This window comes from Mongoliibacter sp. (assembly GCF_007692705.1).
Taxonomy (GTDB): domain Bacteria; phylum Bacteroidota; class Bacteroidia; order Cytophagales; family Cyclobacteriaceae; genus Mongoliibacter.
In genome coordinates, this window is the sequence record NZ_REBN01000139.1 from 21,769 (window position 1) to 44,709 (window position 22,941).

General features: G+C 37.3%; 21 protein-coding genes and 2 tRNA genes. 15 read left to right on the forward strand and 8 right to left on the reverse strand.

The window, feature by feature from the left end:
• Positions 1–210: 210 nt before the first annotated feature.
• The 5 genes from EA341_RS07805 to lhgO form a co-directional block, all read right to left on the reverse strand.
• Positions 211–1,032, reverse strand: coding sequence for a hypothetical protein (locus tag EA341_RS07805; RefSeq protein ID WP_293012768.1), 822 nt, complete (start codon positions 1,030–1,032; stop codon positions 211–213).
• Positions 1,033–1,267: 235 nt separating this feature from the next.
• Positions 1,268–2,416: an aldo/keto reductase gene (locus EA341_RS07810; protein WP_293012770.1), complete on the reverse strand. Its 1,149-nt coding sequence runs from the start codon at positions 2,414–2,416 to the stop codon at positions 1,268–1,270.
• Positions 2,417–2,524: 108 nt separating this feature from the next.
• The gene (locus EA341_RS07815; RefSeq protein WP_293012772.1) at positions 2,525–3,421 is read right to left on the reverse strand and encodes an AraC family transcriptional regulator; all 897 of its coding nucleotides are present in this window, start codon (positions 3,419–3,421) and stop codon (positions 2,525–2,527) included.
• A 278-nt stretch (positions 3,422–3,699) separates the two neighbouring features.
• Entirely contained in the window at positions 3,700–4,395 is a 696-nt protein-coding gene (locus tag EA341_RS07820; RefSeq protein WP_293012774.1) for a hypothetical protein, read from the reverse strand.
• A gap of 379 nt (positions 4,396–4,774) precedes the next feature.
• Complete coding sequence (gene lhgO, locus EA341_RS07825) at positions 4,775–5,974, reverse strand: L-2-hydroxyglutarate oxidase (protein WP_293012776.1); 1,200 nt, start codon at positions 5,972–5,974, stop codon at positions 4,775–4,777.
• A gap of 161 nt (positions 5,975–6,135) precedes the next feature.
• On the opposite strand from lhgO, the gene thrS reads away from it, so the two are divergent.
• The 4 genes from thrS to rplT all read left to right on the forward strand — a co-directional run bounded on the left by thrS (position 6,136) and on the right by rplT (position 9,390).
• The gene (thrS, locus tag EA341_RS07830; RefSeq protein WP_293012778.1) at positions 6,136–8,088 is read left to right on the forward strand and encodes a threonine--tRNA ligase; all 1,953 of its coding nucleotides are present in this window, start codon (positions 6,136–6,138) and stop codon (positions 8,086–8,088) included.
• 84 nt (positions 8,089–8,172) lie between these two features.
• Complete coding sequence (infC, locus tag EA341_RS07835; protein ID WP_293012780.1) at positions 8,173–8,724, forward strand: translation initiation factor IF-3; 552 nt, start codon at positions 8,173–8,175, stop codon at positions 8,722–8,724.
• A gap of 20 nt (positions 8,725–8,744) precedes the next feature.
• The gene (gene rpmI, locus EA341_RS07840) at positions 8,745–8,945 is read left to right on the forward strand and encodes a 50S ribosomal protein L35 (RefSeq protein ID WP_106132024.1); all 201 of its coding nucleotides are present in this window, start codon (positions 8,745–8,747) and stop codon (positions 8,943–8,945) included.
• Between the two features lie 100 nt (positions 8,946–9,045).
• Positions 9,046–9,390 (forward strand): 50S ribosomal protein L20, encoded by a 345-nt coding sequence (rplT, locus tag EA341_RS07845; protein WP_293012782.1) that lies wholly within the window; start codon positions 9,046–9,048, stop codon positions 9,388–9,390.
• A gap of 527 nt (positions 9,391–9,917) precedes the next feature.
• On the opposite strand, the gene EA341_RS07850 is transcribed toward rplT, so the two are convergent.
• Both EA341_RS07850 and EA341_RS07855 read right to left on the reverse strand, forming a co-directional pair.
• Positions 9,918–10,040 carry a GIY-YIG nuclease family protein gene (locus EA341_RS07850; protein WP_293012783.1) on the reverse strand — a complete coding sequence of 41 codons (123 nt, stop codon included), beginning with the start codon at positions 10,038–10,040 and terminating at the stop codon, positions 9,918–9,920.
• Positions 10,041–10,087: 47 nt separating this feature from the next.
• Positions 10,088–10,161 (reverse strand) — tRNA-Met (locus EA341_RS07855).
• A gap of 92 nt (positions 10,162–10,253) precedes the next feature.
• On the opposite strand from EA341_RS07855, the gene EA341_RS07860 reads away from it, so the two are divergent.
• The 8 genes from EA341_RS07860 (at position 10,254) to bshB1 (ending at position 19,033) form a co-directional block, all read left to right on the forward strand.
• Entirely contained in the window at positions 10,254–10,649 is a 396-nt protein-coding gene (locus tag EA341_RS07860; RefSeq protein ID WP_293012785.1) for an START-like domain-containing protein, read from the forward strand.
• Positions 10,650–10,724: 75 nt separating this feature from the next.
• On the forward strand, positions 10,725–12,551 hold the full coding sequence (locus EA341_RS07865) for an LptF/LptG family permease (protein WP_293012787.1): 1,827 nt from the start codon (positions 10,725–10,727) through the stop codon (positions 12,549–12,551).
• A 73-nt stretch (positions 12,552–12,624) separates the two neighbouring features.
• The gene (rpsO, locus tag EA341_RS07870; protein WP_293012789.1) at positions 12,625–12,900 is read left to right on the forward strand and encodes a 30S ribosomal protein S15; all 276 of its coding nucleotides are present in this window, start codon (positions 12,625–12,627) and stop codon (positions 12,898–12,900) included.
• 107 nt (positions 12,901–13,007) lie between these two features.
• Positions 13,008–15,149 (forward strand): polyribonucleotide nucleotidyltransferase, encoded by a 2,142-nt coding sequence (pnp, locus tag EA341_RS07875; RefSeq protein ID WP_293012790.1) that lies wholly within the window; start codon positions 13,008–13,010, stop codon positions 15,147–15,149.
• A gap of 86 nt (positions 15,150–15,235) precedes the next feature.
• Positions 15,236–16,099 (forward strand): sigma-70 family RNA polymerase sigma factor, encoded by an 864-nt coding sequence (locus EA341_RS07880; protein ID WP_009036261.1) that lies wholly within the window; start codon positions 15,236–15,238, stop codon positions 16,097–16,099.
• 206 nt (positions 16,100–16,305) lie between these two features.
• The gene (trxB, locus tag EA341_RS07885; protein WP_293012791.1) at positions 16,306–17,244 is read left to right on the forward strand and encodes a thioredoxin-disulfide reductase; all 939 of its coding nucleotides are present in this window, start codon (positions 16,306–16,308) and stop codon (positions 17,242–17,244) included.
• A gap of 15 nt (positions 17,245–17,259) precedes the next feature.
• A complete protein-coding gene (locus tag EA341_RS07890) occupies positions 17,260–18,300 on the forward strand; it encodes a M23 family metallopeptidase (protein WP_293012792.1) in 1,041 nt (346 codons plus the stop codon).
• 16 nt (positions 18,301–18,316) lie between these two features.
• Positions 18,317–19,033 (forward strand): bacillithiol biosynthesis deacetylase BshB1, encoded by a 717-nt coding sequence (gene bshB1 / locus EA341_RS07895; protein WP_293012793.1) that lies wholly within the window; start codon positions 18,317–18,319, stop codon positions 19,031–19,033.
• 5 nt (positions 19,034–19,038) lie between these two features.
• On the opposite strand, the gene pdxH is transcribed toward bshB1, so the two are convergent.
• Complete coding sequence (gene pdxH / locus EA341_RS07900) at positions 19,039–19,674, reverse strand: pyridoxamine 5'-phosphate oxidase (protein WP_293012794.1); 636 nt, start codon at positions 19,672–19,674, stop codon at positions 19,039–19,041.
• Positions 19,675–19,762: 88 nt separating this feature from the next.
• Between pdxH and EA341_RS07905 the strand changes: the two genes are divergently transcribed.
• The 3 genes from EA341_RS07905 (at position 19,763) to EA341_RS07915 (ending at position 22,618) form a co-directional block, all read left to right on the forward strand.
• Positions 19,763–20,332: a YqgE/AlgH family protein gene (locus EA341_RS07905; protein ID WP_293012795.1), complete on the forward strand. Its 570-nt coding sequence runs from the start codon at positions 19,763–19,765 to the stop codon at positions 20,330–20,332.
• Positions 20,254–22,419, forward strand: a complete 2,166-nt coding sequence (locus EA341_RS07910) for a DUF349 domain-containing protein (RefSeq protein WP_293012796.1) — start codon at positions 20,254–20,256, stop codon at positions 22,417–22,419. Before EA341_RS07905 ends, EA341_RS07910 begins: the two co-directional genes overlap by 79 nt.
• 126 nt (positions 22,420–22,545) lie before the next feature.
• Positions 22,546–22,618: transfer RNA gene (locus EA341_RS07915), tRNA-Thr, on the forward strand.
• The last annotated feature ends 323 nt before the right edge of the window (positions 22,619–22,941 follow it).

Consider the following 22,941-nt stretch of genomic DNA (forward strand, 5'->3'; position numbering starts at 1 on the left):
AAGCTTTTGTGAAGGAGGATCAAGACACCTCTTTGATAGCATATTATTTTGGATTAATAAAGAAATCCGAAACCCTTGGAAATTTCACATGAGGGGAAAGTCCCTTTCGGGTCATCAGTTCGGACCTGTTGAGTCCAAAAGCTCTTACTTGGACCAAAACCTCATCCTTGTTCGGTATCGGAATTGATCTCTCTTCCAAAAATGAAATTATCAGCTTGCCCGGGACTGTTTAAAATGGCTGCCTTCATAAGATTGAGTTAATTCAATCACCTTTAAATCCTTAAAAAATCCTTCTGTTCCTATATCCACCCAAAGCCCGATTGAACCTGATGAAGTTGATCCTAACATTTCCTGTACGATAAGGGCCGGGGATTTTTGATCATTGAGAAATAGTTTGGCTGATTTGTCCCTAAATTCTATTCGGACCGTAATCCACTCGTCCAATCCGATATCGGCATAGGTTTCATATTCCCCATTGGATTCAGCTCTTAGCCTGTCAAATTTAAAGTCAGGATAAGCATAGTATTGCACGGTATGGTTTCTTCGAAACTGATCGTCCGTTCTTCCGTTTGTAGGACGGATATAGATAGACTCATAGGCAGTATTGTCCTCATCAATCCTATAGGCAAGTCCGATAAACCCACGGGTAAAAGGAGGGGCTGTCGGTAACAATCGACTCAAAACTTTTACTTCCACGGTGCCATTTTCCAGATTCACTCCTTTCAATTTGAGAAAGGTAGGCTCATCTACAGTCTCACCCATTCTTTCGAAATCAAATGGCAAGGATTCCAAATCCCTTTCCACTCTGAGCACTTCTTCCCCATTTAACCGGACGACAGATGTCATCACATGGGAAATCTCAAATTCCTTTCCTTCAAAATGGATAGTTTGGGCTTGGGCGCCAAAAGTCATGGTGAACAAGCTCAAAAGGCCCCAAATCAATTTTTTAATTTGTTTCATTCTTATAGGAATCATTTTCTCAAAATAACCGATCAAGGTTTGATAGAAGTCTGCTTTTTGATTGTGATTCATACTGAAAGTTAAAATAAGGATCCTTCTTTTCAAATAAAAACAGGGTTTGGATTCCCTGGATAGGATTTAAACTACAATATTGGCTTCTTCAATGGTAAATGAAACCAATACAAAATACTTGATTTTGATTCAATCCGGAAATGATGTTTAAGCCCATGGGATCAGGTTTCTGATAGTCCAACCCTCCCGTACCGATATCGATCAGGAGTCCGAACTTTTTACTATAAAGATTAGATCAATTCGCTACCCGCTCTTGCTCAACCGGAGTATATCGATCCCCATAAATGGTAATTTTGGATACCGCATCATCAATTTCACGGATTTCCTCAGAGGAAAATTGAATATCAGCAACAGCCATGTTTTCCTGTAGATGCGATATTTTAGTTGTCCCAGGGATCGGCACAATCCAAGGCTTTTGATGCATCAACCAAGCCAAGGCCACCTGGGTAGGAGTGAGGCCTCTTTGATGACCAAAGTTGGATATGAATTCCACAATAGGCCAATTGGCAATCATGGCTTCTCTTTGAAACCTAGGTAAACCCGCCCGGTTATCATTGGCGGCATAAAAATTAGTCTGCCCATTGAGCATGCCGGTAAGGTAGCCTCTGTTCATGGGGCTATAAGGAACAAAACCGATCCCAAGCTCTTCACAAACAGCTAAAACTCCCTCTTCCGGTTTTTTCCACATCAGATGATATTCACTTTGAATGGCTGTTAAAGGTTGGATAGCATGCGCTTTTCTTATCGTCTCAACACTGACTTCGCTCAAGCCAAAATTCTTTACTTTACCTTCCTGGATCAGATCTTTTACTGTACCTGCCACATCTTCAACAGGTACCTTTGGATCCTGCCTGTGTTGATAGAAAAGGTCAATCACATCGATTTTTAACCTTTTCAAGGACTCTTCTGCTACTTTTCGGATTTGTTCAGGACGGCTGTTGAGACCTGCCATATTTCCTTTTTCGATGTTGAATCCGAACTTGGTTGTAATGGAAATGTCATTTTTAAATTGGGAGATAGCCTCACCGACCAAGATTTCATTGGTATAAGCTCCATACACTTCCGCAGTGTCAAATAAAGTTACTCCCATATCCACGGCTTTACGCATCAGGGCTATGCTGGCTTCTTTGTTGGGGATCAGACCTCTATGGTAACTCATACCCATACATCCTAGACCCAAAGCAGTCACTTCCAGGCTATGTTTCCCTGAACCGAGCGTACGCATTTTAGTGATGTTGCCCTTTATGGAATTATTCATTCTGGATTTTTCACCAAAGGCATTTGCTAGTGTAGAAGCGCCTAATAAAGCTGCACTAAACGTAGCACCGACTTTTAAAAAGCTTCTCCTGTCTGTCTGAGGGGGGCTGATATTTGATTGTGTCATGGTGTAAGTTGTTTTAGATGTATGAAATTTAAGGTTATCTGTATCAACAAAATAATGGCAAACAAACAATCAATTACGAAAATCAAACAGAATAGAAAAGGTTACTTTTCACCCCTCCCTAAACTTCAAAGGACTGGTATCCACATGTTTCTTGAAAAAATTATTGAAATGCGTTACTTCTGTAAAGCCAAGGGCATAGGCAATTTCTCCCACATTCCATTGGCTGTGCTTGAGTAAGACTTTGGCTTCCTGTACCAACCTTTCTGCGATTACTTGAGAAGTGGTTTTTCCGGTATTTTCTTTTACAGCACGGTTGAGGTGGTTGACATGCACATTGATATGCTCGGCATAATCTGATGCAGAGCGCAATCCGATTTTAGGATGGTTTTCTTCAATAGGAAACTGACGCTCCAACAATTCCATAAACATGGCTGAAATCCTTTGGGAGGCATTGAATGGTTGTCGGTCTGTCAGGGTATTGGGCTGTAGTTTGAGTCCATAATGGATCAATTCAAAAATCAGGTTACGGATGCTGTCGTATTTGTATTTGTATTCCGATTTGAATTCTTTTTCCATCCTTTGGAAGATGGATTCGATTTCAGCCATCTGTTCGTCATTCAGCTCAAAAATATGGTTTCCGGTAGGTTGGAACAGCTCATACTGCATGATTTTTCCAAACTGACTCATAAAGTGCTGATTGAAAATGCAGTATTGACCTTTGAGTTGCTCATGATGCTCCCATTTGTAGGGGATCAGGGGATTGGAAAAAGAGAGTGCCTGTTTTTTGACTTCAATGACCTGATCGGCATAGTACACAGAGCTATTGCCTTTGACTAACATGATTTTATAAAAATCACGACGACGATAGGGAATAGTGCTTTGCTTTCCGTGGGAGTAGGGCTCCAAACTGAACATATTGAAATGTCCGATGTCATTTCGGATATTCTCAGGTAGCCAACTGAATTTCCTTTTGTAAAATTCTTCAAGTGATTCAGGTTTGTTCATAATTCTATTTTCAAATGAAGGTTATGAATTTTAACTTCTCTCATTGCTTAATGGATATTTGCTTTGCGAAATAAATAGAAATATGCCTTCGGCGATATTTAAATGATATACGCTTCGCGAAATAGATGGATATATGCCTTCGGCGATATAAGTTCCCATATCAGCAAAGCTATTTAAGATTCTGGGCTGGCCCTGGAATTTATTTCAACCTTATTTCTATAATATTTCAACTGTATTTCTAACTTATTTCAAAATCCGCTTAAATCACATGCATAAATTTAAAGTATCGGATTTGATCTCTTCACAAACTCATTATTAAATGAATAGACCAAGCTCACGTTCCAAATCCAATTGTCTACGTCTATTTCAGAAACGATTATTTTACTGATAATAGATCCTATGGAAATGGGAAAGTCCTTTTTTCCGATCAGAAATGAACCACTCGCGAAATATCCGTCTTTCTCATTCATCTTGAGGTAAAAGAGTTGTGGTTTGGCATTTAGAAAGAATTTCTCTGAAAGTCTTAGATTGGTGTGGGAAGTACCCAACGCTATAAACTGATTAATATCTGTAGGACTTTTGCCCAAGCTTCTTCCTTGTAGATATAGGAATGTAATTTTATTGTTTTCGTTGAAACTGTAACTGGGAGATATCTCTCCCGCAAAAAAACGGTTGACTTTCATGGACTCAACCATATTCCCGTTTTCATCTTCTACCATTGCATGTTCAAAAATATAAGCAGGGTGAGCACCCACATGAAGGTTGAATTTTTTACTTTTCACAAGCTTATATCTCCACCAAAGAATGAAGGACCAGGGTTCACCATCCAGTGCAAAACGCATTTCCGGGTCAAAGCTCAGGCGTTCTCCTCCAAGTGACAATTCAAATATTGCGGCAGGCCTGTTCAAAGAAAATGCAGGAATCAGTGAAAGGCCATTGTTGGTAACACTGATATTGCCCCTGAAATGAGTCAAATTTGTGGGTGTTTCTGTTTGACTTCTTCCTTTACCAATAAAAATAAAAAGAAGAACGATTGTAAGGCCAGTAAATTTCAAGCAAAATTTTGACTTTGATGAATGGGATTTAGGCAGGTTGAAATAGATGATTAATTTTTTGTACATGGGTAAGGTGGTGAGAGTAAGCATAAGAAACATAGTTTCTTTGTGCAAAACTATAAGATTTACACTTCAGATATTAATTTTATTCAAATCAATTCTTATGTAAATCAAATAATTGAGTAGAGCAGAGAATCAAGACTAGAGCGAGAAGTTGAAACATTTCCCAAATCTGAAATCCAATTCCAGTTATCAATGTTAAAGTCTAATATCTCGCTTCTAGGCTCTTGCTTCTATTTCAAAATCTCTTCAAAGCCAATTCCGAGACAGTATCACCAATAGAAAGTGAGCTCGTTGCAGCAGGAGAGGGGGCATTTAGTACATTAATAGAAAATTCATTTTCCTTGATGCTAAAATCATCCAAAAGCCCGCCAGTCTTGTCACATGCTTGGGCACGTACACCTGCACCGCCAACCACGAGATCAGACTCCTGAATATCGGGAATCAATTCTTTTAAGGCATTAGTGAAAGCAGTTTTTGAAAATGAGCGGTAAAGCTCTCCAAAACCGGTTTTCCAGTATTTGGCAGCTACTTTTTGAAAGCCAGGCCAAGCCAGTGTTTCGGATAATTCGCCTAAATTCACCTGTGACCTTTTATACCCCTCCCTTTTGAAAGCCAAAACAGCGTTTGGCCCTGCTTCCACGCCTCCCTTCATCATGCGGGTAAAGTGTACTCCTAAAAACGGGAAATTAGGATCCGGAACCGGGTAAATCAGGTTTTTGACCAAGTATTCCCTTTCTTTTTTGAGTTTGTAATATTCTCCGCGGAAAGGAATGATTTTGACATCCAAAGATTCTTTCTGACTCATTTGAGCCACCTTGTCAGAATAAAGACCGGCACAATTGATGGTCAAGTCAGTTTGAAAATCCCCTTGGGAAGTTTGGATAATGGAAGTCTTCCCAGCTTGTTTGATAGCGTCTACCTTGTGATTTAGAAAAATTTCACCACCCAATTCCTGAAATTTCATTGCGTATTTTTCTGCGACCAATTTATAATCAACTATTCCGGTCTGAGGTACATGTATGGCAGCCACTCCGGCACAATAGGGCTCAAATTGTTTAAGTTCATCCAAGGTGATGGATCGTGTTCCTTCTAATCCATTTTCAATACCCCGCTTAAGGAGACTATTTAGAATTGGAACCTGTTCTTTGCGGGTGGCTACGACTACCTTCCCTGTCAATTCGAAAGGAATATGCTCCTCTTGACAGAACTTAATTAGTTCATGGTAACCTTTGATACAGTTTATTGCCTTAAGAGAACCGGGTTTATAATACAGTCCCGAATGGATTACGCCACTGTTATTGCCAGTCTGATGCTTTGCAACTTCAGTTTCCTTTTCAATAATGGCAATTTTCAGCCTTGGGTTTTTTTGAAGGAGTTTAAGCCCTGTAGCCAAGCCTACAATTCCACCGCCAATTATAATTATCTGGAAAGTCATATTTTGTCTGATTGAGTTGGCAAATATATATAGACGCTCATGAAAAATAAACCAAGCTTATTTCTATAAGTTTTCGTAAACCCATAATCAATTTGCATATTTGCAGGTCTAAAAAGCATCTGTTTGTAAAGATGCCATGTTTCATTTATCAAATTCTTTAAATGTCTAACCAACAAATTAAAATTACCCTGCCGGATGGATCGGTAAGGGAGTATGAAAAAGGAGTTTCCGGGCTACAGATTGCACTTAGTATCAGCGAGGGTCTAGCCAGAAATGTACTTGCAGCAAAAGTAAACGGAGAAGTTTGGGATTCTAACCGGGGTATAGAAAAAGATTCTGAAGTTCAATTATTGACTTGGAATGATCCTGAAGGGAAAAACACATTTTGGCATTCCTCTGCCCACTTAATGGCAGAAGCATTGGAAGCGCTTTATCCTGGTGTAAAGCTAGGTATAGGGCCCCCAATTGAAAGTGGATTTTATTATGACGTGGACTTTGGAGATAAATCTCTTGATGGTTCCGAACTGGAGAAAATCGAAGCCAAGATGCTTGAGCTTGCCCGTCAAAAGAATGAATATATTCGAAAAGAAATAAGCAAAGAAGATGCTGTCGCCTATTTTACTGAAAAAGGTGATGAGTATAAACTAGATTTATTGGAAGGTTTAGAAGACGGTACAATCACTTTTTATGAGCAGGGAAATTTTGTAGACCTTTGCAGAGGTCCCCATATTCCTAATACCGGTTTCATCAAAGCTACTAAACTCTTGAATATTGCAGGAGCTTACTGGAGAGGAGATGAGAAAAACAAAATGCTGACCAGAATTTATGGGATCACTTTTCCAAAGGCCAAAGAATTGCAAGAGTACCTACATATGCTCGAGGAGGCCAAGAAACGTGACCATAGGAAGCTAGGTAGAGAACTTGAGTTGTTTACTTTCTCTGAAAAAGTGGGGATGGGTCTTCCTTTATGGTTGCCTAAGGGAACCTTACTTCGTGAGCGCCTGATCAATTTCATGAAAAAAGCCCAAGACAAGTCGGGCTATCAGCAGGTCGTGACCCCACATATAGGTCATAAAGCTCTCTATGAAACTTCAGGTCATTACGAGAAGTATGGTAAGGATTCTTTTCAGCCTATCGCAACACCGAATGAAGGGGAGGAGTTTCTCCTGAAACCTATGAACTGCCCACATCACTGTGAAATTTATAAACATAAACCAAGATCTTATAAAGATCTACCGGTAAGATATGCTGAATTTGGCACTGTTTATCGATACGAGCAAAGTGGAGAGCTTCACGGCTTGACTAGGGTAAGAGGGTTTACACAGGATGATGCGCATATATTCTGCCGTCCAGATCAGGTAAAAGAAGAGTTCATTAAAGTAATTGATTTGGTATTATATGTCTTTCAAGCCTTAGGTTTCGAAGATTTTACCGCACAGATTTCACTCAGAGACCCGGATAATAGAAGTAAATATATAGGCTCGGATGAAGCTTGGGAAAAAGCCGAATCTGCCATTATAGAGGCTTCTGCCGAAAGAGGAATGAAGACGGTCACGGAACTTGGTGAGGCTGCTTTTTACGGTCCCAAGTTGGACTTTATGGTAAAAGATGCGTTAGGTAGAAAATGGCAATTAGGAACCATACAGGTTGATTATAACCTTCCGGAGAGATTTCAGTTGGAATATATAGGTTCTGATAATCAAAAACACAGACCTGTCATGATTCATAGGGCACCTTTTGGATCATTGGAAAGGTTTGTAGCTGTTTTGATCGAACATTGTGCAGGAAACTTCCCGCTTTGGTTATCTCCTGAACAGATTTCAATTTTACCAATATCTGAAAAGTATATTTCCTATGCGGAGGATTTAAAAGCCAAGCTTGATGAAATGGATATAGTAGGAGTCATCGATAATCGAGACGAAAAAATTGGTAGAAAAATCAGGGATGCAGAGGTTAAGAAGATTCCTTTCATGTTGATTGTAGGAGAAAAAGAACAGGCGGAAGGAAAGATTTCAATCAGAAAACATGGAGAAGGAGACATTGGAAGTCTTTCCGTGGAGGAGTTTGCTGATTATTTCAAAGGAATCATAAAAGAATCCCTGGAACATAAATAATAGTACATTATAAGAATGAGATTTTTTAAATCTCGAAATAATTAAGATATTTGCAGGCAATTTCATTAAAACAACCAAAAAATTTTGAGAGGAAGAACACCGTTCAGACAGAGACAAGAAGAACCTTACAAGGTCAATGAGAAAATAAGAGCTAGGGAAGTGAGGGTAGTAGGCGACTTCGTAGATGGAGGAAATGCCGTATTGCCGACCGCTCAAGCAATCAAAATAGCTCAGGAAAACGATCTTGATCTCGTAGAAATTTCCCCCAATGCTAGTCCACCTGTATGTAAGGTGATAGATTATGCTAAGTTTAAATACGAACAGAAAAAGAAGCAAAAGGAAATTAAAGCCAATGCCTCTAAGACTGTTTTGAAGGAAATCAGGTTTGGTCCTAATACAGATGACCACGATTTTAATTTTAAATTAAAGCATGCGATTGGATTTCTGAAAGAAGGAGCTAAGGTAAAGGCCTATGTGCATTTCGTAGGAAGGTCTATTGTCTTCAAAGAAAGGGGTGAAATGTTATTGTTGAGATTTGCGCAGGAACTCGAAGAGTACGCTCAGGTAGAGCAATTGCCAAAACTTGAAGGGAAAAGGATGTTCCTTTTTCTCTCTCCAAAAGCCAGTAAAAAATAAATCAACAAATAAATACAGCTATGCCTAAAGTAAAAACCAAATCAGGTGCAAAAAAACGGTTCAAGCTTTCAGCAACCGGGAAAATCAGAAGAAAACATGCTTATAAAAGCCATATTCTGACAAAGAAATCTACGAAGAGGAAGAGAAATCTTACCAAAATGGGAGAAGTTCATGAGACAGATGAAGGAAGAGTAAAAGCAATGTTGAGAATTGGTAAATAATTCTCAGATTCTTCAAAAATTAAATTAAAGGTTATATTATTCACCAGACGCTGAGGTAAAAAAGACCGAAAGGCACCTAGGGTCAAAAAATTAAATCATTATGCCAAGATCAGTAAATGCAGTTGCTTCAAGAGCAAGAAGAAAAAAGGTACTCAAAGCAACTAAAGGCTACTTCGGAAGAGGTAAAAATGTTTGGACTGTAGCCAAAAACAAATATGAAAAAGGTCTTCAGTACGCCTACAGGGATAGAAGAGTTAAGAAAAGAGAATTCAGAGCTCTATGGATCATGCGTATCAATGCCGGAGCCAGAGAGTATGGTATTTCTTATTCACAATTTATGGGAATGGTAAAAAAAGCTGGTATTGAATTGAACAGAAAAGTTCTTGCAGACCTTGCTATGAATCATCCAGAAGCATTCAAAGCTGTTGTTGATAAAGTTAAGTAAGAGCGCACTCAATTACTTGATAATTTAAGCCCCGAAATTCGGGGCTTTTTTTATGCCATATATTTTGAGTTTTCGAAGCTGTTTGGTGAAATTTTATTATATTACAATTGTACAGAAACTCGAGAAGCCAATACCTTGTCATCAGATTTTGCATGATTTTGGGATTGGTTTTTTGCTAGAGAGATATTCAATTTACACATAGCGTAGTTGAAAAATCTAAAAAATTTATTTGAAAGAATATAAAACGTAAACACAGTACATTGTGTAAAACAGCTGGTATAAAAAAAAGCCCCAAAAGTGGGGCTTAAGTAGCGAGGAGCTCCCGATAGCTATCGGGACGAACTGCCGTCCGCCGCGGCGCCTGCCTACTGTCAGGCAGGGATATAAATCCTGCGCTAGATGTATTTAGGAAGTATTTGGTCTTTTATCCAATCCCTTCCTTTCCCGGTCTTGGGTTCTTTTTCTCTTCTAAGAGCTTGGGATTTCGAATTAAAAAATTCAAAGTGTATACAATACCAAGGTCTGTATCAGATTGTATGCCCTTTAGTCGAGAATTCATTGTGGAATTTGAACCTTGTGATAAGATCAGAAGTCATTCCAGTGTATGATCTATGATACTTGAAAGAATATAAAACGTAAACACAGTACATTGTATAAAACAGCTGGTATAAAAAAAGCCCCAAAAGTGGGGCTTAAGTAGCGAGGAGCAGAATCGAACTGCCGACCTCAGGGTTATGAATCCTGCGCTCTAACCATCTGAGCTACCTCGCCAAATGGGAATGCAAATATGAGGTCTTGACTTCTGAATTGCAAACTTATCTACGCAAAAAAACTGTTTTTTTGTCATCTAAAATTTAAAGAAAATGGTAAAGAATAAATTTGTCGCTGATTATCAAATCAATACTTCAAGGAAAATATTATTTCCTTATTTAAGTTCTGCAAGCGGATTGTCGGAATGGTATGCTGATGATGTATCTATAAATGAAGATAAAACTTATAAGTTTGATTACGATGGGGAAGATCATTATGCGAAGATCGTCGCTATGAGAACTAACTTTCATGTGAAATTTGAGTTTTTTGATCCCAATAATTTAGAGGAGACTGATAATGCTTACATTGAGTTCAAACTAGAAGAAAATGAACTTACACAAACGCTCTTCCTTAAAGTAATTGACTATAGCGATACTTATGAAGATGATGAACTTGAGTCCATTTGGGAAAATTTAGTTGCCAATCTCAAGGAGATCATAGGAGGATAAATTCAAATTTTAATGATTTTTGAATATTATTGCCAACTTTGCCGTTGAACGAATGCAAGTGGCGATAATTATTGAATGAAAAAACTTGATAAGCTTATTCTAGGGTCTTTTATTGGGCCATTCTTTTTAACATTTATTGTAGTAGATTTTATTCTGCTTACAGTAAACATGCTTAAGTATTTTGATGAGATTTTTGGCAAGGGGCTGGATTTTATTATTTACGTCGAACTGATTTCCTATTTTGTTATCAGTATTTCACCAATGGCACTTCCTCTGGCAGTTTTATTGTCTTCCCTGATGACATTTGGGAACCTAGGAGAGCACTTTGAACTGACAGCTATAAAGAGTAGTGGTATTTCACTTTTAAGGGCCTTAAGACCCATTGGTATATTTGTAATTGTATTGACGATTTTCGCATATTTATCCAATAATTATCTGGTACCGAAGGTTAATCTGAAGACATTTAGCCTACTTTATGACATTCGAATGAAATCTCCGGCTTTAGATATCAAAGAAGGTGTTTTTTATGCAGGTATACCAAATTACAGTATCAAGGTAAATAAAAAGGTAGATGATGTTCGGCTTAAGGATATCATCATTTATGACCATTCACAGGGACAAGGGAATATAAATGTCATTCTTGCAGATTCGGGAAGAATGGAGTCATTTTTTAATGATAGATACATGAGATTGACGTTGTATAATGGTATTAGCTATAAAGAATCCAGGGCTCAAAGAGGAATTACCGAAAAACCGGTAGATTTCAGCAGAACTAATTTTTCTGAAAATCAAATGGTTTTTAATCTTGAATCTTTTCAGATGAACCGTACTCCAGAAGATCTTTGGTCCACAAATAGATCTATTAAAAATATAGCACAGCTAAGGGATGGACTTGATTCAATGGCCAGTGAAATTAACCAAATCATTTATTATAATTATTTGACCACCGAATCGTCATACTCTTATTTCACCAGAAATAGAAAGATAAATCCTCCCAAGGATATAGTGAAAGGGAAGGCTGTTTATGATTCACTAAGGGAAGTAAGGGTTAAACTTAGGAAAGATAAAAAAGAAGACAGCTTGCTAAGTGTGGGGGTGGAAGCTGCAAAAATTGATTCAAGTCTCATGGCCATAGACTCTGTAGCTAGGGAAGAGATGAGGATGTTAGAGGATTCACTTGGAGTTGTTAATTTGCCTAATAATTTGGACACACTTCCAAAAGCTGTTGAGGGTAGTATTGAAAAAAGAGATACAACTTCAAACTTTAGACAAAAGCTTCAAAAACTCCCGGATGGAGATTTTCAGAGACCATCTATTCGAATAGACAGCTTGGAGGAAGGTAAAACACCTGACTCTACGGTGGCTAGTAAAGGCAAAGGCGTTTCTGAGTTTACTTCTGAACAAAAGTTAAAGTTGGATTCGATCATAGAGGCTGGTAATTACAAGCCTAGAGCTGCTACAGTAGCTTTGAATAATGCACGTACGGTAAAGAATAATTTCAACACAAAAATCACTCAAATAGATAACCTTGAAAGGGAATACAGAAGATTTCAGATTGCTTGGTATCAGAAGTACACCACTGCGTTTGCATGTATAGTGATGTTTATGATAGGAGCTCCTCTTGGCGCTATCATAAAAAAAGGAGGCTTGGGGATGCCTGTTTTGCTTTCAATTATATTCTTTATCGTTTATTACATGCTGACCATTACAGGTGAAAAGTGGGCTAAAGAAGCAATAACTGACCCTATTTTTGGCACTTGGTTTTCAAATCTAGTGTTGTTGCCCTTTGGACTGTTTTTCTTAAAACAAGCAAGAAAAGATGCAAGGTTATTTGAAGCAGATATTTATGTGGAATTCTTTAAAAAGATCACGAATCCGATCAAACGAATGTTTTCTAAATGATTATACGCATTTTTAAATTTGGAATAATAGTTTTACCTTTGTGGCTGTTTAAAAATCTAAAATTTAGCTAGACATGTATTTATCCGCAGAGAAAAAAGCAGATCTTTTCAAAAATCATGGCAGGTTAAAGTCTGAAACTGACACAGGATCACCGGAATCACAGATTGCGTTGTTTACTTACAGAATTCAGCACCTGACAGAGCATTTGAAAATTAACAAAAAGGATCATTCCTCAAGATTGAGTCTTTTAAAATTAGTTGGTAAGAGAAGAAGCTTACTTAACTATTTGATCAAAAACGATATCGAAAGATATAGAGCAATTATTGCTGAACTTGGAATTAGAAAATAATACCAGATTGAATGTAAGGTTCTCATGATGAGGACCTTACTTTTTTACCTCCCCACGATATTAAACCTTACTTTTAAATCTTAGCTTAATTATTTTAACAAAACTGTATGTTACCTAACGTAATTTCTAAAACTATCACCTTACAGGATGGTAGAGAAATCATTATTGAAACAGGGGCATTGGCCAAGCAGGCTGATGGTGCTGTTGTAGTAAAAATGGGAAATGCGATGCTTTTAGCAACCGCTATGTCCAAAAAAGAGGCTGGAGAAGGAGTAGATTTCCTTCCGATGTCAGTAGATTATCAAGAAAAATTTGCTGCTTCAGGAAAGATTCCTGGAGGATTTTTAAAACGTGAAGGCAGACTTTCAGATTATGAAATTCTGATTAGTAGAATCGTGGATAGGGCTATACGACCTATTTTTCCAAGTGATTACCATGCTGATACCCAGATAGCCATAACTCTTATGTCTGCAGATGCTGACGTATTACCTGATTGTCTCGCAGGCTTGGCTGCATCTGCTGCTCTTGCTGTTTCTGATATTCCTTTCAACGGACCTATCTCAGAAGTTCGTATTGCGAAAATCGATGGTAAACTCATACTCAATCCATCACCTACACAACTGGAAAAAGCTTCTCTGGAATTTATAGTCGCAGGTTCCGAGGAATATATATTGATGGTTGAAGGTGAAGCGGATGAGATTTCTGAAGATGAAATGGTGGAAGCCATGCAGCTTGCGCATGAAGAAATCAAAAGACACTGTCAGGTTCAGAAAGAATTGACCATTGCCGTAGGTAAAGAAGTAAAGCGTGAATATAGTCACGAAAAATCTGATCCGGCACTTTATGAGAAAATGCACGCTGAGTTATATCAGCCTTGTTATGATGTAGTTAGCAAACAAATTGCAAATAAATCAGAAAGATCTGAGTTAATCAAGGCCATAAAAGAAGGTTTTATCGAAAGTCTTGGAGAGGAACATGAATATGAAGCATCCTTGATTGGGCCATACTTCAGCAAAATTCATAAAGAGGCTGCAAGAAACCTTACGCTGAATGAGAAAAAAAGACTTGACGGAAGAAAGTTGGATGAGGTTAGGCCTATTTGGTCTGTCGTTGATTATTTACCTTCTGCCCATGGGTCAGCTGTATTTACCAGAGGAGAAACACAATCGATTACCACTTGTACTTTAGGTACAAAAATGGATGAACAGATGGTAGACGGCGCTATGATTTCCGGATACAATAAGTTCTTTTTGCATTATAATTTCCCTGGTTTTTCAACTGGAGAGGTTAAAATTAACAGAGGGCCAGGTAGAAGAGAGGTAGGCCACGGAAACTTGGCCATGAGGGCACTGAAAAAGGTTTTGCCTAAAGATGATGAAAATCCATATACAATAAGAATTGTTTCTGATATATTGGAATCCAATGGCTCATCTTCTATGGCAACAGTATGTGCTGGATCCCTTGCCCTGATGGATGCAGGTATACAGATCAAATCACCTGTAACTGGAATTGCAATGGGAATGATCTCTGATGCCAAAACAGGGAATTATTCTATATTATCTGATATTCTTGGGGATGAGGATCATCTTGGAGATATGGACTTTAAAGTGACAGGTACAGCAAAAGGAATTACTGCTTGTCAGATGGATCTTAAAGTAGAAGGCTTGGATTATAATGTATTGAAAGAGGCATTGTATCAGGCCAAAAAAGGCAGACTTCATATTTTGGATGAGATAAATAAAACTTTGTCAGCACCAAAAGCTGAGCTCAAGCCACATACACCTAGATCTTTCATAATGACAATTCCAAAAGAACTTATTGGAGCTGTTATTGGCCCAGGTGGTAAAGTAATCCAGGAGATTCAAAAAGATACTGGTGCTACAATTGTAATTGAAGAAAAAGATAATGCAGGGAAAATCAATATTTTCTCTAATAATCAGGACTCAATGGATGCAGCAGTTTCAAGGATCAAAGCTATAGTTGCTCAACCTGAAATAGGTGAAACATATACTGGTAAAGTAAAAAATATCATGCCATTCGGTGCATTTGTGGAATTCATGCCTGGCAAAGATGGGCTTCTTCATATTTCCGAGATTAAGTGGGAAAGGATTGAAAATATGGAAGGAGTTTTAGAACCAGGCGAGGAAATAGTTGTTAAACTTATTGATGTTGATAAAAAAACAGGAAAGTTTAAACTATCCAGAAAAGTATTGTTACCAAAACCAGAAAAATCTGATAAAAAAGATTAAGTTCAATGTTGTATTTTATTACTTTGAACTTTAATTAGAACTATTTCTGTTATACTATTCGTTCTTAACCGCAAAAATATTCTTGAATGAGGCAGCTAAAAATTAGCAAACAGATTACCAACAGAGAATCCCAGTCCCTTGATAAATACCTTCAGGAGATAGGAAAGGTTGATCTATTGACAGCAGATGAAGAGGTGGTGCTTGCAAAACGCATCAGAGAAGGGGATCAATTGGCATTGGAGAAATTGACCAAGGCAAACTTAAGATTCGTGGTTTCTGTAGCCAAGCAATATCAAAACCAAGGTCTTTCTCTTGGAGATCTTATCAATGAAGGAAATCTTGGCCTTATCAAGGCTGCGCAAAGATTTGATGAGACTAGAGGTTTCAAATTCATCTCTTATGCTGTTTGGTGGATAAGACAATCCATTCTTCAAGCACTTGCCGAGCAATCCAGAATTGTAAGATTACCCTTAAATAGGGTAGGATCACTCAACAAGATCAGTAAAACTTTCTCTGAATTGGAACAAAAATTCGAAAGAGAGCCTTCTCCTGAAGAGTTAGCAGAGGTGTTGGAAGTTACTGCAGGTGAGGTTGTTGATACCATGAAGATTTCAGGTAGACATGTATCTATGGATGCTCCATTCGTTCAAGGTGAAGAAAATAGCCTTTTGGATGTTTTGGAAAATGATGGTGATGAAAAGCCAGATGATGGTTTGATGACAGATTCTCTTAGAAAAGAGGTTCAAAGAGCACTTTCAACACTCACATCAAGAGAAGCCGATGTCATTACGCTTTACTTTGGATTGAATGGAGAGCATGCAATGACTCTTGAAGAGATAGGAGAGAAGTTCAACCTTACTAGAGAGAGAGTGAGGCAGATTAAAGAAAAGGCCATAAGAAGATTAAGGCATACCTCCAGAAGTAAAACACTAAAACCTTACTTAGGATAGTCGTTTCGATATAAAAATAAATACAAAATAAGGGGGAAACCCCTTTTTTTGTTTCTATATAGCTCAAAAAGTTCTCAGTGAATAAAGTTTTTATTATAACTTTCTGATCACCACATATTCATCAAAGTTTCGGGAATTTTAACAGGTATTAACTTTGTTGTGTAGGGTATTTTATTAAAATTTGCTAACCCAAAAAATTAAATCTAATGTCTTCTGAAATAGAAAAAGTAAAGGCCCTAATTGTCGGGTCTGGTCCAGCCGGTTATACAGCAGCCATCTATGCTTCAAGAGCAGGATTAAATCCTTTGTTGTATACAGGGGGTCAGCCTGGAGGCCAATTAACAATTACTACAGATGTAGAAAATTATCCTGGATACCCAAATGGAATAATGGGGCCAGAAATGATGGAAGACTTCAGAAAACAAGCTGAAAGGTTTGGAACTCAAGTTCGATATGGAATGGTAACCAAAGTTGATTTTTCTTCATATCCACATAAAGTGATCGTTGATGATCAAAAGGAAATTCATGCTGATACTGTGATTATTTCAACAGGAGCTTCAGCCAAGTGGCTGGGTATTGAAAGTGAAGAAAGGTTAAATGGTAAGGGAGTTTCAGCGTGTGCGGTCTGTGATGGATTCTTCTTCAAGGGTCAAGATGTAGCTATAGTAGGTGCTGGAGATACGGCCTGTGAGGAAGCTTCATATTTAGCAAATATTTGTAATAAGGTATATATGCTTGTCCGAAGAGATGAAATGAGAGCTTCTCAAATCATGCAAAATCGAGTACTTAAAAATCCTAAAATTGAAGTTTTATGGAATACTGAAACTGAAGAGATTTTGGGACAAGACGAAGTTGAAGGCGTTAGGATTTTTAACAATAAGTTGGGAGAAAAGAGGGAAATTAAAATTTCTGGCTTTTTTGTTGCTATAGGGCATGAACCCAATACATCCATTTTCAAGGATTATCTAGAAATGGATGAAAATGGTTACATTTTGACCAAATCAGGTAGTACAAAAACAAATATTGAAGGAGTTTTTGCTTGTGGAGATGCTCAAGACCATATTTATCGACAAGCGGTTACTGCTGCAGGTACAGGATGTATGGCTGCGCTTGATGCTGAAAGGTATCTCGCTGCTCAAGAATAGTTTGAATCCTATCAAATGACAATTAAGAAGTACTTATTAGTATCTATATTATTATTGTGCATGGGCCTTTTTGAGGTTCATGCACAAACTTTTCCCAAGATTATAAAGAAACCTAAGTCTGAGACTCCAGCACCTCCCTTGAATCCAGTTCAGAGAGATCTCAGGCTTTTTGATTCTAAAAACTATCTTCAAAATCTCACGAAGGAAACAGATTCTTTGCTTTTCAAAGACTTTGTAAACCTGAAAAGAAGGTTAAGCATTGTAGCAGAAGATACACTATCTCTTATCTGGGCACCTACAAATCAATTGGTTCAAGTGTCAGAAAAAATACTAATTGATAGTATTTGGGTGACGGCATTTGAATACTATTCCTCATGGGACAGCCGAAAAATTAATATTTACGATTTCAATCCAAAGGAGTTTAAGGATACAGTTTATGTTAAACTTTATGATCCATTTTTTGGGACTGACTATAAAATGCCACTTGATGAAACACATATTACATCGGAGTTTGGTTTTAGAAGGTTTAGATGGCACCATGGTACAGATTTAAGGTTAAGAATTGGAGATCCTATATACTCAGTATTTGATGGAATAGTTAGGGTCAGATCTTTTGATCGAAATGGATATGGTTATTATATTGTAGTGAGACATAAAAATGGACTCGAAACCCTTTATGGTCATATGTCAAAATTAATAGCAGATGTAGGCCAAGAAGTAAAGGCAGGTGATTTATTGGGTCTTGGAGGTAGTACTGGTAGAAGTACAGGGCCTCATTTGCATTTTGAAGTCCGGTATCAGGGATTATCCATAAACCCTACAGAAATGTTTGATTTTAGTTCTGGAAGATTGCGGTCAGACACCTACAGAATTACTGCTTCAAGTTTTGATCATGTTATTCAAACCCAAGAAGCTATTTATCATAGGGTGAGAAGTGGTGAAAACCTCAGCTCAATAGCTAGGCGTTATGGAGTCAGAGTGAGTACATTGACCCGGTTAAATAATATCTCTACAAATAGTATCTTAAGGGTTGGACAGCGCTTAAGAGTTCGCTGATAAAAAACTATAAACCATGAATCTTGATATACTTGTAATAGCAGCACACCCTGATGACTCTGAATTGGCTTGTTCTGGAACAATAGCTTCTCATATTCAAAAAGGATATAAAGTAGGTGTTCTTGACCTGACTAGAGGTGAGATGGGCACACGAGGTACTCCTGAAATCAGAATGGAAGAATCCACTGAAGCTGCAAGAATTCTTGGGTTATCAATGAGGGAAAATCTCGGATTTGAAGATGTTTTTTTTGAGGACGACTTTCAGCACCAACTACAAATTATAAGATATATTAGAAAGCTTAGGCCTCAAATAATTTTGGCCAATGCAATTTCAGATAGGCATCCAGATCATGGGAAAGGTGGCAGTGTTGCTTCGAAAGCTTGTTTCATGAGCGGTCTGCGCAAAATTGAGACTGATTGGGATGGACAATCTCAGGAAGCCTGGCGACCTAAGTATATTTACCATTATATTCAAAATAATTACATCAAACCGGATTTTGTAGTTGATGTTACAGAGTTTTGGGATAAAAAAATGGAGAGTATTAAAGCTTTTAAATCTCAATTTTACGATCCCAATAGCAATGAGCCTGAAAGTTTTATTTCCTCATCAGGTTTTCTGGATTTTATTGATGCCCGCGGAAAGGAATTCGGGCATAGTATAAATGCTAGATATGGTGAAGGTTTTACTGTTGAGCGTATGGTTGGAATTGATGATCTTTTTAATCTCAAATGAATAATTTAAGGAGCTAATCTATTGATTGTCCATTTGTCATCATTAGTTTTGTTATAGACAATTCTATCATGAAGACGACTTGGCCTTCCTTGCCAAAACTCTATTTCTAAAGGAGATATTCGATAACCTCCCCAGTGCTTAGGCCTTATAATTGTGTCAGGAGTAAATTTTGATTGGAGATCTTTTTCATTGTGTTCTAAAAAATCTCTTGATTCAATCCTTGAACTCTGTGGTGATACCCAAGCGCCAACTTGACTTGCATATGGTCTTGAGAAAAAATATTCATCTGATTCTTTTTCCGACACCTTATCTACTTTTCCAATAATTCTCACTTGTCTTTCCAACTCTGCCCAATGAAAGGTAACTGAAACATAGGGATTTGAATCCATTTCTTTTCCCTTGGTACTTTTGTAATTTGTATAAAAAACAAATCCAGAATCAACGCCTTTTAGCAATACAATTCTGGAATTCGGCCTTCCATTTTGATTAATTGTAGCAAGATTCATAGCATTAGCTTCCAGCACTTTTGAATTTAAAGCTTCTTCAAACCACAACTTAAACTGTTCAATTGGACAAGGATTAACTTCTGAAATATCTAGGGTTTTAAGGGAATATTCCCTTCTTATATCTGCAATTTCCATAACAATAAAGTTTTGATTATAAAATTATCATACTTATTGCATTTAAAAAATTTAGCCATAAATTACCTCAGAAACTTTTAACAACTTCATGAGCGGAAAGAAGAAAAATAAACCAGAATCCGGAAACTTGTTGATTTCAGAGCCATTCCTTCAAGATGAGAATTTTGTAAGGTCTGTGGTGTTGATATGTGAACATAATGAAAATGGATCTTTCGGTTTGGTTTTGAATAAACTGTCTATTTTGAAACTAAATGAATTAATAGAAGATGTTTCTATTACAGAATGTGAAGTTTATGTAGGAGGCCCAGTAGAACAAAATACACTACACTTTATCTATTTTGGCGAAAAGCAGACCGAAAATAGCATTGAGCTTGCTAAAGGTTTGTGGTGGGGTGGAAACTTTGAAGAAATTCTCGAGAAGATTAGTCTTGGTATTTTAAAAAGAGATCTTATTCGTTTTTTTATTGGCTATTCAGGGTGGGCGATCGGACAACTTGATGCTGAAATTGAAGAAAAGACCTGGATCATCAGTGATAATATTGATTCAGAAAATATTTTTACTGCCTCTCCTGAGGAATTATGGAAAATTATTCTGAAAAGTATGGGTGGGGAATACCAGATGATGGCAAATTATCCAATAGACCCAAGATTAAATTAAATCATTTTACTACTTTTGCTAATTACGGATATCAATTAAGTACCGATTATATTATGGATAATGACAAGGAAATGTCTGAAAATGACAAGGGGACCAAAGCCAATTTACAAAAAGGGGCTGATGGTAAGTTAGAACAAAAGAATGAGAAACCTTCTGATGAATCCCAAAAAAACATCGAAGAAACACAAGATGAAACTGCTGTTAGTCAAAAGGAGGAGACAAAAACTCCAGATGATTCTGTGAAGTCAGAAGCGAAAGACGTTAAAAAGGATAGCGAAACAGAGAGCACAGTCAAGAGCAATGTAGAGTCTCAAGAATCTGATGAAAACCATTCAGAGGAAAATGCTGATGCCGAAGAAAATGAAGAAGAGGAGATTGAAGAAGTAGACTATTCAGGAAGTTCAAAGAATGAGCTTTTAGAAGCCCTCAAAGCCTTGGTTGCAACGGAGAAATACTTGAAAATTGATTCTGTAATTAATGAAATAAAAGGATACTTTGATGCTATATATAATAAAGAGAAAGAGGCTGCATTAAAAGATTTTTTAGAAAATGGAGGAACTGAAGATGATTTTCAATATAGATCCGAGGATGAGGACAAATTATTTTTTGCTGCTTACCACGATTTCAGAGAAAAAAAATCAAGTTTCATTAAGGATCAGGAAAGAAAAAAAGAACATAACCTAATTGCTAAAAACGAAATACTGGACAAGCTTCGGGAACTTGTAGATGGCGAAGAAACGACTCATAGTATTGGGACTATTAAAAATATTCAAGAAGAATGGAAAAAAATAGGCCCTGTTCCCAGTGCTCAAAATAGAAGTCTTTGGGCTTCATATAATGCTTTAATGGATAGATTCTATGACAATAGAAGTATTTATTTTGAACTTAAAGAATTAGATAGGAAGAAGAATCTAGAGCAAAAATTAGAAATATGTGAAAAAGCAGAGGCTTTAGTAAAAGTAGAGGATTTAAAAGATGCTATTAAAGCCTTGAATGATCTTCACGAGGAGTTTAAGCACATAGGACCTGTTCCAAGAGACGAACAAGAACCTTTGTGGCAAAGATTTAAAACTGCTTCTGACGCAGTTTATGAAAGAAGAAAGGAATTTTACGATAGTCAAAAAGAAGTATTTAAAGAAAACCTTGTCAAAAAAGAGGAGCTGATAGAAAAGCTTTCTGCCTTTAAAGATTTTACTGCGACTAAGATTAAGGAATGGAATGTGAAAACCAAAGATGTTTTGGCAATTCAAAAAGAATGGGAGGCTACAGGTCCTGTTCCAAGAGAATCAGGCAAAGAAATCAACAAGAAGTTTTGGGGATTATTCAAACAGTTTTTTCATAATAAGAATCAATTCTTCAAGGAACTCGACGAAATAAGATTGAAGAATAAAGAGAAGGCTGAGGAATTAATAGAAAAAGCCACAATATTGATGGAGAGTACTGATTGGCAGGAAACTTCATCTAAACTAATTGGATTGCAACAGGAGTGGAAAAAAATAGGTCCTACACCTGAAAAGGTAAGGGATGAACTCTACAGGAAGTTTAAACTTGCTTGTGATACATTCTTTGAAAATAGGAGAAATGCAAATAAGCAGGTTAATAAAGAGTTTGAAGAAAACCTGAAGCTTAAAGAAGATTTAATTCAAAAAATTAGCGATGCTGCTGAAGGAGAAGACTTGTCAGAGCAAGTTTTGGAAAAATACATAGGAGAATTCAATGCAATTGGATTTGTTCCTAGAAAAAACATGAAGGAAATAGTTTCCAAATTTAATGAGGTTGTAGATGTTTATGTAAATAAACTTGGAGTAGAAGGAGGAAGTAAGGAGGAATTTTTATTTAGGCTTAACCTAAACAAACTTCAGGCTGATCCAAATGCAAATAGAGTCTTGAATAAGAAAGAACACGGGATTCGTAAACAAATTGCTGACCTTGAAAATAATATTACGCTATGGAAAAATAATCTTGAATTCTTCACTTCTTCAAAAACAGCTGATAAGTTAAAAGATCAATTTGACGAAAAAATCATTAAGGCTGAAAATGAAATTGAAAAGCTTAAGAAAAAACTTTCGATAATTCGAGAATTTTAATTGTCTCATAAATAAGGGGATGCAGTTTTTCCCCTTATTTTTTTTCAAAATACCTTTGCACCATTGATCTATCCCTCTATATTTGCACCACGAATTCAGTCAAAGGGCTGGATGAAAAAATAAAAAGCCTCCTTAGCTCAGCTGGTAGAGCAACTGACTTGTAATCAGTAGGTCATTGGTTCGATCCCGATAGGAGGCTCTTTTTATATTTTGGAGTGGTAGTTCAGCTGGTTAGAATGCCTGTCCCGAGTACTCGGGAAGGTCTCTGGTTCGAGTCCACTTCGCTATGTATAAAATCATCAGAAGAGATGATTGAAAATTTATTTATTATATCAATTATGGAGTGGTAGTTCAGCTGGTTAGAATGCCTGTCCCGAGTACTCGGGAAGGTCTCTGGTTCGAGTCCACTTCGCTATGTATAAAATCATCAGAAGAGATGATTGAAAATTTATTTATTATATCAATTATGGAGTGGTAGTTCAGCTGGTTAGAATGCCTGCCTGTCACGCAGGAGGTCGCGGG

What these genes read in the sequence shown, in the direction of transcription:
- EA341_RS07805 (WP_293012768.1), bottom strand. Translation starts at nt 1,032, where the DNA reads ATGAATCACAATCAAAAAGCAGACTTCTATCAAACCTTGATCGGTTAT.
- EA341_RS07810 (WP_293012770.1), bottom strand. Translation starts at nt 2,416, where the DNA reads ATGACACAATCAAATATCAGCCCCCCTCAGACAGACAGGAGAAGCTTT.
- EA341_RS07815 (WP_293012772.1), bottom strand. Translation starts at nt 3,421, where the DNA reads ATGAACAAACCTGAATCACTTGAAGAATTTTACAAAAGGAAATTCAGT.
- lhgO (WP_293012776.1), bottom strand. Translation starts at nt 5,974, where the DNA reads ATGACTTTCCAGATAATTATAATTGGCGGTGGAATTGTAGGCTTGGCT.
- thrS (WP_293012778.1), top strand. Translation starts at nt 6,136, where the DNA reads ATGTCTAACCAACAAATTAAAATTACCCTGCCGGATGGATCGGTAAGG.
- rpmI (WP_106132024.1), top strand. Translation starts at nt 8,745, where the DNA reads ATGCCTAAAGTAAAAACCAAATCAGGTGCAAAAAAACGGTTCAAGCTT.
- rplT (WP_293012782.1), top strand. Translation starts at nt 9,046, where the DNA reads ATGCCAAGATCAGTAAATGCAGTTGCTTCAAGAGCAAGAAGAAAAAAG.
- EA341_RS07850 (WP_293012783.1), bottom strand. Translation starts at nt 10,040, where the DNA reads ATGTACTGTGTTTACGTTTTATATTCTTTCAAGTATCATAGATCATAC.
- EA341_RS07860 (WP_293012785.1), top strand. Translation starts at nt 10,254, where the DNA reads ATGGTAAAGAATAAATTTGTCGCTGATTATCAAATCAATACTTCAAGG.
- EA341_RS07865 (WP_293012787.1), top strand. Translation starts at nt 10,725, where the DNA reads ATGAAAAAACTTGATAAGCTTATTCTAGGGTCTTTTATTGGGCCATTC.
- rpsO (WP_293012789.1), top strand. Translation starts at nt 12,625, where the DNA reads ATGTATTTATCCGCAGAGAAAAAAGCAGATCTTTTCAAAAATCATGGC.
- pnp (WP_293012790.1), top strand. Translation starts at nt 13,008, where the DNA reads ATGTTACCTAACGTAATTTCTAAAACTATCACCTTACAGGATGGTAGA.
- EA341_RS07880 (WP_009036261.1), top strand. Translation starts at nt 15,236, where the DNA reads ATGAGGCAGCTAAAAATTAGCAAACAGATTACCAACAGAGAATCCCAG.
- trxB (WP_293012791.1), top strand. Translation starts at nt 16,306, where the DNA reads ATGTCTTCTGAAATAGAAAAAGTAAAGGCCCTAATTGTCGGGTCTGGT.
- EA341_RS07890 (WP_293012792.1), top strand. Translation starts at nt 17,260, where the DNA reads ATGACAATTAAGAAGTACTTATTAGTATCTATATTATTATTGTGCATG.
- bshB1 (WP_293012793.1), top strand. Translation starts at nt 18,317, where the DNA reads ATGAATCTTGATATACTTGTAATAGCAGCACACCCTGATGACTCTGAA.
- pdxH (WP_293012794.1), bottom strand. Translation starts at nt 19,674, where the DNA reads ATGGAAATTGCAGATATAAGAAGGGAATATTCCCTTAAAACCCTAGAT.
- EA341_RS07905 (WP_293012795.1), top strand. Translation starts at nt 19,763, where the DNA reads ATGAGCGGAAAGAAGAAAAATAAACCAGAATCCGGAAACTTGTTGATT.
- EA341_RS07910 (WP_293012796.1), top strand. Translation starts at nt 20,254, where the DNA reads ATGGAAAATTATTCTGAAAAGTATGGGTGGGGAATACCAGATGATGGC.